Annotated in this window: 10 protein-coding genes; 2 read left to right on the top strand and 8 right to left on the bottom strand. The window is 39.0% G+C overall.

From position 1 onward, the window contains the following. Positions 1–44: 44 nt before the first annotated feature. From noc to rpmH, 8 genes are all read right to left on the bottom strand, one after another. A complete protein-coding gene (noc, locus tag LQ226_RS17900) occupies positions 45–920 on the bottom strand; it encodes a nucleoid occlusion protein (RefSeq protein ID WP_231419421.1) in 876 nt (291 codons plus the stop codon). Between the two features lie 806 nt (positions 921–1,726). Continuing rightward, positions 1,727–2,446: a 16S rRNA (guanine(527)-N(7))-methyltransferase RsmG gene (gene rsmG / locus LQ226_RS17895; RefSeq protein ID WP_231419420.1), complete on the bottom strand. Its 720-nt coding sequence runs from the start codon at positions 2,444–2,446 to the stop codon at positions 1,727–1,729. An 18-nt stretch (positions 2,447–2,464) separates the two neighbouring features. After that, complete coding sequence (gene mnmG / locus LQ226_RS17890) at positions 2,465–4,363, bottom strand: tRNA uridine-5-carboxymethylaminomethyl(34) synthesis enzyme MnmG (protein ID WP_231419419.1); 1,899 nt, start codon at positions 4,361–4,363, stop codon at positions 2,465–2,467. 22 nt (positions 4,364–4,385) lie between these two features. Further along, positions 4,386–5,762: a tRNA uridine-5-carboxymethylaminomethyl(34) synthesis GTPase MnmE gene (gene mnmE / locus LQ226_RS17885; protein WP_231419418.1), complete on the bottom strand. Its 1,377-nt coding sequence runs from the start codon at positions 5,760–5,762 to the stop codon at positions 4,386–4,388. Between the two features lie 259 nt (positions 5,763–6,021). After that, the gene (gene jag, locus LQ226_RS17880) at positions 6,022–6,771 is read right to left on the bottom strand and encodes an RNA-binding cell elongation regulator Jag/EloR (protein WP_231419417.1); all 750 of its coding nucleotides are present in this window, start codon (positions 6,769–6,771) and stop codon (positions 6,022–6,024) included. Beyond that, entirely contained in the window at positions 6,772–7,536 is a 765-nt protein-coding gene (spoIIIJ, locus tag LQ226_RS17875) for a YidC family membrane integrase SpoIIIJ (RefSeq protein ID WP_231419416.1), read from the bottom strand. It lies immediately after the preceding gene. A gap of 89 nt (positions 7,537–7,625) precedes the next feature. Continuing rightward, positions 7,626–7,979: a ribonuclease P protein component gene (rnpA, locus tag LQ226_RS17870; RefSeq protein WP_231419415.1), complete on the bottom strand. Its 354-nt coding sequence runs from the start codon at positions 7,977–7,979 to the stop codon at positions 7,626–7,628. Between the two features lie 308 nt (positions 7,980–8,287). Next, positions 8,288–8,422, bottom strand: coding sequence for a 50S ribosomal protein L34 (gene rpmH / locus LQ226_RS17865; RefSeq protein WP_036780566.1), 135 nt, complete (start codon positions 8,420–8,422; stop codon positions 8,288–8,290). A gap of 931 nt (positions 8,423–9,353) precedes the next feature. Between rpmH and dnaA the strand changes: the two genes are divergently transcribed. Both dnaA and dnaN read left to right on the top strand, forming a co-directional pair. Next, a complete protein-coding gene (dnaA, locus tag LQ226_RS17860) occupies positions 9,354–10,706 on the top strand; it encodes a chromosomal replication initiator protein DnaA (protein WP_231419414.1) in 1,353 nt (450 codons plus the stop codon). A 183-nt stretch (positions 10,707–10,889) separates the two neighbouring features. Next, positions 10,890–12,032: a DNA polymerase III subunit beta gene (gene dnaN, locus LQ226_RS17855; RefSeq protein WP_231419413.1), complete on the top strand. Its 1,143-nt coding sequence runs from the start codon at positions 10,890–10,892 to the stop codon at positions 12,030–12,032. Positions 12,033–12,134 lie beyond the last annotated feature (102 nt).

Genomic DNA, 12,134 nt, shown 5'->3' with positions numbered 1-12,134 from the left:
AATACCCACCTTATGCAGGACACAAAAGATGGGGAGTTAGAGCATCATGATTGTTTTTTAGGAATTTTAATTGTGATCTGGTAATAGTCATCATAGTCTTCTTCATCCGTTTCAAGGTCAATACCTGTATCAGATACCATCGTTAGCGATTGCTTGATCGTGTTCATCGCAATACGCATATCTTTACTGATTCCTTTTAATCGTGGCTTACGCTTTTGGGGTTTACTTTCCCCTTCACGCAATTTCGCTATTTTCTCTTCTGTTTGCTTTACATTAAGAGACTTTTCTATGATCTCTTGCAGTAACTGTTCTTGCTTCTCCGGATCTTTAAGCGCGATTAATGCCCGGGCATGTCGTTCGGTTATTTTCTTATCCAGAATAGCCTGTTGCACCACATCGGGCAGCTTTAATAATCGCAGTTTATTGGCAACGGTTGATTGGCTTTTCCCTAGTCGTTGCGCTAAAGCTTCCTGTGTAAGGTTATGAATTTCTAATAGTTTCGCATACGCCATTGCTTCTTCAATAACCGTTAGTTCTTCACGTTGTAAGTTCTCAATTAGAGCAACGGATGCCGTTTGGGCTTCATCCATTTCTCGAATAATAGCCGAAACATTTTCCCATCCTAAATGTTGTACAGCTCGCCAACGACGCTCTCCTGCAATTAATTCATAACCAGCATCTTCATCTTCCATTTTGCGAACCACAATAGGCTGAATCATCCCGTGTGTCTGAATGGTCTGAGCCAATTCTTCAATCTTCTCATGGTTAAAAATTGTACGAGGCTGATAGCGATTCGGCTGAATATTCTTCACCGGTAATTGAATGACTTCATCAGGATGATAGTCTTGTCGCTCTTGTTCTTTCTCTTCCGCTTCGGACTTATCCCCTATTCCAAATAAGCGGCTGAATGGGTGTTTCATCCTTTGACACCACCTTTTCTACTTTCACCCTTTTTAGGGTACCCTTCGTGTTATCATCTAAGGAATGTTTCACGTGAAACAGTAAAAGAAACCATTATAGAAAACATCTCTTCACATGAGAGATGCGAGGATCCAAGTATGCTTTTCTTTTATTACTTAAAGAAAAGTTGAAAGTGCAAAAAAGCGCTGCAGCGGAGAGCTGCCGCGCATATAACGTCCACTTTGCGATTGTATAGAAGCAGTCTTCTTCTATTATCGTTTAATTCTACCTATATTTTAGCATACAATCTATAAAATGAGCAGGGAGAGCTAGAAAATCTTTTCAAATATTCTTGGCTAAACGACAATTCTACAACACTTCTTTCATTCAATATGTATATATTCTCCATGTGTAGACACAATTCCTTCTCCCTCATTCACCCTCCTACACAATTCGATGATCACATCTGTTTTCGTAGGTCGTTTCCGCTGAATCATTTTGTTTCTCTTCCATTACTACTTAAAAGCCCTATATTTCCTACCAGTTATCAACAGAATATTCGTTTTCGTTAACTTCTGATAGACTAACAGAATTGTGCTTCCCTCACAAACTTGGGTCTAAATGTATTGTCTCGTTTAAGCTATTTCAAGGATAATTGGTGTTTGTAAACGGACCGTAGTGAACCCTTTCTAATAGCCTGTTTCCGCCCCCCTTACCTCAAGTCAAAAGTAAGGGAAACACACTCTAAAGCATGACTTGTTCAACTATCCTACAAAAAAAGCATGCGGGCTCCGTTAAGGAGAACCACATGCTTTTGCTAAAGCTATTATTGTGTTAGCGGACTCTTATTCGGAAGCCCTGCCTTACGAGGATATTTCTTAGGTGTTTTGCGTCGTTTATGATAGATTCCAATATTCCGTTCACTATCCTCTTCAGGTAACTGAAATGTATAATGCTTCTCTAGTTCAGCTCCAAGGAGATTTGTCGCAAAGGCAGCATCCTCAAGCTCTTCTTTAAAAGAGGCACCTTTCATCGCTACAAATTTGCCACCCACTTTCGTAAGGGGAAGGCATAATTCGCTTAAGACAGATAGTCTTGCTACAGCTCTCGCTGTTACCATATCATACTGCTCTCGGAACTGTTGATTCTTACCGAAGTTTTCAGCCCGATCATGATAGAATGCTACATCGTCCAGTTCTAATGTAGTAGCTAGATGATTGAGAAAGGTAATTCGCTTTTTTAACGAGTCAACGATTGTCACTTTTAGCTGTGGAAACACGATTTTTAATGGAAGGCTAGGGAATCCTGCCCCAGCCCCTACATCACAAATCGATAATGGTTCGTTAAAGTCTAAATAAAAGGCTGCCGTCAATGAATCATAGAAGTGTTTTAAATAAACACCCTCTTCATCTGTAATAGCCGTTAAATTCATTTTTTCATTCCACTCTACTAAGGCTTCAAAGTAATCATGGAATTGCTTCTCTTGTTTCTCACTCAGCTCAATTCCTTGATCTTGTAAAGCTTGAAGAAAGGTTTGTTTGTTCATGACACCGGTCCTTTCTGCTTAGGCTTCATCTCCAGATACCTTAGCAATTTTTCCTTGTTCTATATAAACAAGCAAGATCGAAACATCCGCTGGGTTCACACCAGAGACACGAGAAGCCTGCCCCACAGATAATGGACGAACCTCTTTCAGACGATCCCTCGCTTCAGATGCAATTCCATGAATATCATCATAATCAATATCTTCAGGAATTTTTTTGTTTTCCATTTTTCTCATTCGTTCAATTTGTTGTTCCGACTTTTGAATATAGCCTGCATATTTGGTGTGGATCTCTACTTGCTCTTCCACTTCATTAGGAAGGTCCTTTTGCTCCTCTAGAAGCCCTGCAACCATTTCATATTTCATTTCTGGTCGTTTCAGAAGATCATAAGCATTTACAGCATCTTTAAGCGGCGAGCCTCCAGCCTGTTCAATAACTTCCTGAGCTTTTTCTGTTGCTTTAATCGTAATTCCTTTCAAACGTTCAATCTCTTCTGAAATCATACGTTTTTTGTCCTGGAAACGAGCATAGCGATCCTCTGAAATTAAACCAATATCATGGCCAATATCCGTAAGGCGTAAATCCGCATTGTCGTGGCGTAGAATTAAGCGATATTCAGCACGGGAAGTTAGAAGACGATACGGTTCGTCTGTTCCTTTTGTGACCAAGTCATCAATGAGCACTCCAATATAGGCTTGAGAACGATCTAAAATAACCGGGTCTTTACCTAGTACTTTAGAGGCAGCATTAATTCCAGCCATGAGCCCCTGTGCCGCCGCTTCTTCATAACCAGAAGTTCCGTTAATTTGACCAGCGGTGAAAAGTCCTTCAATCGCTTTTAACTCAAGAGTTGGCCAAAGCTGTGTAGGCACCACAGAATCGTATTCAATTGCATAGCCGGCACGCATAATTTCTGCTTTCTCAAGGCCTGGAACTGTCTCGATCATCTGCTTTTGCACATGTTCAGGTAGGGAAGTTGATAGCCCCTGTACATAGACTTCTTCTGTATTTCTTCCTTCAGGTTCTAAGAAGACCTGGTGACGAGGTTTATCATGGAAACGCACAATTTTATCCTCTACTGAAGGACAATATCGAGGTCCTGTACCTTTTACCATACCAGAGTACATCGCAGAAGAACTTAAATTATCATCAATAATCTTATGAGTGAACTCATTGGTATACGTTAACCAGCAAGGGATTTGATCTGTGATATACTCCGTCGTTTCATACGAAAACGCACGAGGAACTTCGTCTCCTGGCTGAATTTCTGTTTTTGAGTAATCAATAGAATGACTGTTTACACGCATTGGCGTCCCAGTCTTAAAACGAACCATATTAATGCCAAGCTCTTCAAGGTGAACCGACAGATCGGTAGAAGCACGTTGGTTGTTAGGTCCGCTTTCATAAGCTAGATCTCCAATAAGAACTTTTCCGCGCATAAATGTTCCGGTAGTAACAATAACAGAGTCTGCCGTATAGGCTGCTTTCGTCTCTGTTACAACGCCCTTACATACCCCGTCTTCTACCATTAGTTCCTTAACCATCCCTTGGCGAATCGTTAAGTTTGGTTCATTTTCGATTACCTTTTTCATTTCTTGAATATATAAATGCTTATCTGCCTGTGCACGAAGGGCGCGAACAGCAGGCCCTTTTCTTGTGTTCAACAGACGCATTTGAATATACGTTTTATCAATAACTTTGGCCATTTCGCCACCTAAAGCATCAATTTCACGAACAACGACACCCTTTGCCGGGCCTCCAACAGATGGGTTGCACGGCATGAAGGCGATCATATCCAAATTCAAAGTCAACATTAGCGTTTTTGCACCACGACGAGCGGCCGCTAAACCAGCTTCTACACCTGCATGACCAGCACCAATAACAATAACGTCATAATGTCCTGCTTCAAAAGTATTCATGACTCTCTCTCCTTAACTCACTTTATTTTCCTAAACAAAACTGAGAGAATAACTGATCAATTAAGCTTTCTTGAACCGTATCGCCCACGATTTCACCAAGAAGCTCCCATGTTCTCGTTACATCTATTTGTACCATATCAATCGGCATACCAGCTTCCATGCCTTGCATTGCTTCTTCTAACGTATCTTTTGCCTGATTCAGCAACTGAACGTGACGAACATTTGAAAGATAGGTCATATCACCCGTATCAATATCTCCTTCAAAGAAAATCTCAGATATGGCGGTTTCTAATTGATCAATCCCTTGCTCTTCAATTAACGACGTCGTGACAATAGGATGGTTCCCTGCAACTTCTCGCAGTTCTCCCATATCAATTTGTTGCGGTAAGTCTGTCTTATTTACGATGACAATAACGTCCATCCCTTTAACCGCTTCAAATAACTTTTTATCCTCTTCTGTAATGGTATCTCCATTATTTAAGACAAGGAGGATTAAGTCGGCCTCTTGCAATACTTGCCTGGATCGTTCGACACCAATTTTCTCGACAAGGTCTTCTGTTTCCCGGATGCCCGCTGTATCAATTAGACGAAGGGGGACTCCTCGGACGTTGACATACTCCTCAATCACGTCACGAGTCGTTCCTGGCACCTCAGTAACAATCGCTTTATTTTCATGAACAAGAGCGTTCATTAAAGACGATTTCCCTACGTTTGGACGCCCGACTATAGCCGTACCAAGACCTTCACGAAGTATTTTCCCTTGTTTGGCCGTTCTTAACAGTCGCTCGATCTCTTGATGAACGCTTTTCGTATTGTGAATCATCATCTCATTGGTCATCTCTTCAACATCATCGTATTCAGGATAATCAATATTCACTTCTACTTGAGCCAGAACTTCAAGTAATTCCTGCCTTAAATTCTGGATCAAACGGGACAAACGCCCATCCATTTGTTTTAACGCAACATTCATCGCTCGATCCGTTTTGGCACGAATTAAATCCATTACAGCCTCTGCTTGGGATAAATCAATACGTCCATTTAAGAACGCACGCTTCGTGAATTCACCTGGTTCCGCTAAACGGGATCCTTGAGCTAATGTTAATTCCAACACACGGTTTACAGATACAAGACCACCATGACAATTGATCTCTACTATATCTTCACGAGTGAACGTTTTAGGAGCACGCATGACAGAAACCATCACTTCTTCTACTAATTCATTGGTCTTAGGGTCTACTAATTTTCCATAATGAATTGTATGAGTGTTGACTTCGTTTAAATCTTTTCCTTGAAATATTCCGTTGGCTAACGAAACAGCTTCAGGGCCACTTAAACGAACAATGGCAATCGCCCCCTCTCCGACCGGGGTAGATATTGCACTTATAGTATCTGTTTCCATGCTCTCACCTCTTTTCTTAATCTTAATTATATTTTATCCACAATTATTTGTTTTATATAGTCACTAACTTATTAGATTAGCACATAACACGATTCTTTGAAAAGCTTTTACTTCAAAAGGTTTTTATATACGAAAGTTATCCACATGTGGACAGTCAATTTCTTTATTCTAACACGTTTTCTTCTTCTATAATTGACCGATTCTTCAAACAAGAGGCACAAGAAATGCCCCCGGTACTTAACCAGGGGCAATTTCATTACTATTCAGGTTTTATAACCACGTGACGATGGGGTTCTGAACCGTCTGAATAAGTCGAAACTTGTTTGTTATGCTGCAACGCAGCATGGATAATCTTTCGTTCATAGGAAGGCATTGATTCAAGTGCTATTTCAGTCTTTGTACGCACTGCTTTATCTGCTAAACGCCCGGCTAACCCAGAAAGAGTCTCTTTTCTTCTTTCACGGTAGCCTTCCGCATCAACTATTGCTGTTAAATACTGACGTCCATCTTGATTGATGACGAGTTGCGCTAATGACTGCAAAGCATTTAATGTTTGGCCACGTTTTCCAATGAGTAAAGCGATCTTGTCTCCCTCAAGCTCAAAGATAATCTCTTTACTTTTCTTCTTATAAGAGACTTGGATCGGTGCCCCCATTTGCTGACCAATTTGTTCTAAATACTCTTTAGTCGCTTCAATAGCTTCTTCCATCTTAAGTGATTTATTTTCACTTTCATTTTCTGAACTGGTATGATCATCTATCTCTAATGAATCAACTTGCGGTTCGTCAGGATCTTTAGCCTGCTCAGGTGCGGTTTCAACCGGTTCTTCTTTAGCGGCTACCATCATAACTTTAACAATGGCTTTTTTAGCACCAAACACACCGAAGAATCCCTTCTTACCTTCGTCAATAACTTCTACATTAACTTGGTCCCTCGAGGTGTTTAACTGCTCTAATGCTGAACGGACCGCGTCCTCAACTGTTTGTCCAGTAGCAGTTACTTGTCTCACTTATTTCGCTCCCTCTGTTTTTGAATCCTTCATCATTGGCTTACGAATAAAAACAGTTTGTGCAATCATAAATAAGTTACCTACCACCCAGTAAAGCGCAAGCGCAGCTGGGAAGTTTAAAGCAAAGATACCAATCATAACCGGCATAATATAAAGCATCATTTTCATTTGCGGATTTTGATCAGCTGTTCCAGCCATCATGAGCTTTTGCTGAATGAACGTAGTAGCTGCCGCAACGAGTGGCATGATAAAGAATGGATCTGATTGCCCTAATTCAAACCATAGGAAACTGTGATTTTCAATTTCCTGTGTTCGAACAATAGCATGGTAAAAGGCAATTAAAATTGGCATTTGTAAAAGAATCGGGAAACAACCCGCTAACGGATTCACACCGTTTTGTTGGAACAACTGCATGGTTTCTTGTTGCAATTGTTGCTGAGTTTTTTGATCTTTTGAGCTATGTTTTTGTCTTAGCTCTTGTAATTGTGGTTGTATTTCCTGCATAGCTTTTGAGCTCTTTAGCTGTTTAACGTTTAATGGTAAAAGAATTAAACGAATAATCAGCGTAACTACGATAATAGATAAACCATAGCTCTCACTAAACAAGCCTGCGAAATACTTAATTAACAACGACAGTGGATATACAAAATACTCGTTCCAAAATCCTGTACTTTCAGATGTAATGTTTTGGTCAATTTGCGTACAACCTGATAGCACAACAAGAAGTCCTGTCAGCGTTAATAAAAAAAGGACCTTCTTTCGCAACTTTTCTTCCTCCTTATTATCCCAAACGGTATTATTCCAGTAATACATGTATTCTATCATTAGTCACTGGCTGGCTTCTATATAAAATCTTAAGCTTTTAGCGATTTTGCTAACAGATTTGTTTTCTTTAAAACGTGAGACAAACTTTTCTTGATTTCGTGAAAATCCATTTGATTGGTGGGTTTTCTAGCAATGACAACTACATCGTAATTCTGTTTCATTCGTGGCTCAAGTTCAAGAAAGGCTTGTCTCAAGTAACGCTTAATCTGATTTCTCATGACCGCGTTTCCAATCTTCTTGCTTACTGATAGGCCAATCCGAAAGTGAGGTTGTTCCTCTTTTTTTACGTAGTAAAGTACCAGTTGTCTGTTAGCGAATGAAGAACCATTCCTAAATACATATTGAAATTCTTCATTTTTTTTGATCCGATATTGTTTCTTCATATTTTCATCCTCACTCTAAAGAAAGCATAGTGCTTTGAGGAAGCACGAAAGGTTCATCGTCAAGAATAACCCAGTAGTTACAAACGACAGAATCGTAATTGAACGTTCTGTCCTCCCCTATTGCCATCTCAACATAAAAAACGTATTCCCCCTGCTTACAGCATATCCCCTACAGAAAAAAGTTATATCATACGAAACAGCATTTTCTTAAAGAAATATCAGATCAGCGCCATTGAATAGGCATGTTGAGGAATACGTTTTATTTACGTTCAAACTAGAAAAAAGACCACTGACATATGTTCAGTGGCCTATGCAGATAATGTTTTTCTACCTTTGCGACGACGGCGCGCTAGTACTTTACGTCCGTTAGCAGAACTCATACGATTACGGAAGCCGTGCACTTTTTTACGTTTACGGTTATTTGGTTGAAATGTACGTTTCATTGTATAGACACCTCCCTGAGGATTAAATAAAATCAAAAACTAAAAAGACAGTCCAATTCATTATAAGAAGAATAGGTATAAAAAGTCAACTTTCTTTTTAAATCAACAGCTGAAAGCAACGCATCCTTGTGAACCATAAGCGTGCTGTGCCACCTTTAACAGCTTTCCAGACTCCTCAAATTTTTTATTAAAGTCCTTCTTCAACTCTCCATTTTTCATTTCAAATATGGCCGCTGTACTGTTCCAAACTTTCTAAAAGACAGACGCGTTCCCAAATTCTTTATCAACATCACTCGTTTAGTTCCTAGTTTGTCCAAATGTAAGTATAAACCTTTAGTCAGATCTATGAAAGATCCATGTTACTAAATCTATTTTTAGAGGATCCAACGATTTATGAAAAGAAGTTATAAAAATGGTTTAACAGGTCATCTTTTTTCTGTACACTTCGTCTGTGCATAACTTTTTAACCCCATTTCGACTATCCACATCAATTATCGACAAGATAATCACAAAATATAGTGTTGTGGATAAAAAATGTCTACAAGCAGTAGATAATGTGGATAAGTAACCGAAAACCATTGCAACAGAGGGATTTATTTGGTATTATATTTGTGTTTTAGTAATGAATAATTAAACACGCCAATAATTCTTTTCCACAGGTTGTGGATAAAGTGTGGACATCTATTCACAGTGGTGTGCATGTACTTATCAACAATATTGTGGATTGTGCTTATAAGTGAACTGCAAGCTGTTATAGTAACAGTTTTGCTTCCACAGCATTATAAGTCCTTAAGATTGCACAAAAGTTGTACAACCCACCTCCGGATCTCCTTTCTTCTGGTTTATTTAGAAAGAAAGGTTTAGATACGTGAGGTTTTTTGTTTCATAAACCATTCTTTATTACATGATTGCTCGAAAGGGGTGAAATTTGTTGGAAAATATCAATGAGCTTTGGGACAACACACTTAAAAAGATAGAAGAAAAAATCAGCAAACCAAGCTTTGAAACCTGGCTAAAGAGCACAAAAGCAGATTCTCTTAAAGATGATACGCTCATTATCGTAGCGCCCAATGAATTTGCTAGGGATTGGCTTGAAAGCCGTTATTCTAAGTTAATCTCTGATGCTTTATTTGAAGTAACAGGAGCAAAGCTTCAAACAAAATTTATTATTCCTGAAGCAAAAGATGTAACTCCTGACGAAGTGAAACCAGCCATGAAACAGGTTCAGAATATGGAACAAAATGAGCAAGAGGAATCGCCTCAAAGCATGCTAAATTCTAAGTATACGTTTGATACATTTGTCATTGGATCAGGAAACCGTTTTGCTCACGCAGCCTCACTCGCTGTAGCTGAAGCACCTGCAAAAGCATACAATCCTTTATTTATATACGGGGGTGTTGGGTTAGGGAAAACACACCTCATGCATGCAATTGGCCATTATGTTCTTGATCATAATCCATCTGCTAAAGTGGTTTATCTTTCTTCAGAGAAATTTACAAATGAATTTATCAATTCCATCAGAGACAACAAAGCCGTTAATTTCCGCAACAAATACCGCAATGTAGACGTGCTATTAATTGATGATATTCAATTCCTTGCGGGAAAAGAACAAACCCAAGAAGAATTTTTCCACACCTTTAATACACTTCACGAAGAGAATAAACAGATTGTCATTTCAAGTGATCGACCACCTAAAGAAATTCCTACTTTAGAAGACCGCTTGCGTTCTCGATTTGAATGGGGACTCATTACGGATATAACCCCACCTGATCTTGAGACACGTATTGCCATCTTGCGCAAAAAAGCTAAAGCAGAAGGTCTAGATATTCCGAATGAGGTTATGCTTTATATTGCCAATCAAATCGACACCAACATTCGCGAACTAGAAGGCGCACTTATTAGAGTTGTAGCTTACTCATCTCTGATTAATAGAGATATTGATGCTTCATTAGCAGCTGAAGCATTAAAGGATATTATTCCAAGCTCCAAGCCTAAAGTCATTACCATTCAAGCTATACAAGAAGTTGTAGCTGAAAAATATAATATTAAACTTGACGATTTCGCTGCGAAAAAACGAACCAAAACCATTGCTTATCCAAGGCAAATCGCTATGTACCTATCAAGGGAAATGACGGATTACTCTCTTCCGAAGATAGGAGAGGAGTTTGGAGGACGCGATCACACTACCGTCATCCATGCTCATGAAAAAATTTCAAAGATGCTTAGCCAAGATCAGCAGTTACAAAAAGACTTAGATGATCTAAAAGAAACACTTAAATCGTAAATGTCGTCTGTGGATATCCATTAAAGTTATTCCAAAAATTACTCACAGTCTATCCACATGTGGAAAACCTGACAGTTATAGCGATGAAACCACTTATGCACATATTCACAGCCCTTACGACTACTACGACCTTTTTTATAAATAAATATAATTAAAGAAGATCCATTTAGGAGGATTCGATTCATGAGATTTACAATTCAACGCGATCAATTAATGAACAGCGTTCAAGATGTTATGAAAGCTATATCTTCTAGAACGACTATTCCTATTCTTACCGGAATGAAAGTAGAAGCTACAGAATACGGGGTAAAACTTACAGGTAGTGATTCTGATGTCACTATTGAATCCTTTATCCCTGTTGAAGAAGATGGGATTGTTTTGGTTGAGAACATCGAACCAGGCAGTATTGTATTGCAAGCTAAATACTTCCCGGATATTGTTCGCAAGTTACCTCAACAAACGGTAGAAATCGAGGTTGATGATCACTTCAACGTAAATATTCGTTCTGGTAGTGCAGAATTCCATTTAAATGGCCAAGACGCTGAAGAATACCCGCACTTGCCGCAAATTCAAACCAACCAAAGTTTTGAAGTTCCGATTGATTTACTAAAAGACTTAATTCGACAAACGGTCTTTGCGGTGTCCACCTCAGAAACACGCCCTATCTTGACAGGTGTAAACATGAAAGTGGAAAACGATGATTTATACTTTATTGCAACGGATAGTCATCGTCTTGCTTCTAGAAAGATTCCAATGGGTGACAACGTTCAACCTTTATCATTTGAGAATGTTGTTATCCCTGGAAAAAGCCTGACAGAACTCAACAAAATTCTTGATGATTCTCAAGAAACCATTGAAATCAGCGTTACAGAAAATCAAATTTTATTCCGTACAAAGCACTTGTACTTTTTATCACGCTTGCTAGACGGGAATTATCCAGAAACATCAAGACTTATTCCTGATGAAGTCAAAACAACGGTGTTCATTGATACCAAAGAATTGCTTCAGTCTATTGATCGTGCATCTCTGTTGGCAAAAGAAAATCGCAATAGTGTGGTCAAATTAACCACAAAAGAAAACAACCGTGTGGAGATTACAAGTAATTCCCCTGAAGTAGGGAATGTTGTAGAAGAAGTAACAGCGGAATCGTTAGAAGGGGAAGATTTAAAAATTTCCTTTAGCGCGAAATATATGATGGATGCACTTAAAGTTGTCGACTGTGAAAAAGTAAACATCCAGTTTACTGGTGCTATGCGTCCATTCTTAATTCGACCAAATGAGAATGATCAAATTTTACAGCTTATTTTACCTGTTCGAACGTATTAATTTCTCCATTTAGCAAATAAAAAGCAAGGGATGACATCCCTTGCTTTTCTTATGGACAAATCTTTAGTAAAATAGGTAGAAGGTCAAGTCTGGAATTAGGGT

The sequence above is a fragment of the Pontibacillus sp. HN14 genome, from assembly GCF_021129245.1.
Lineage (GTDB): Bacteria > Bacillota > Bacilli > Bacillales > BH030062 > Pontibacillus.
This window is presented reverse-complemented; position numbering and strand designations above follow the sequence as displayed.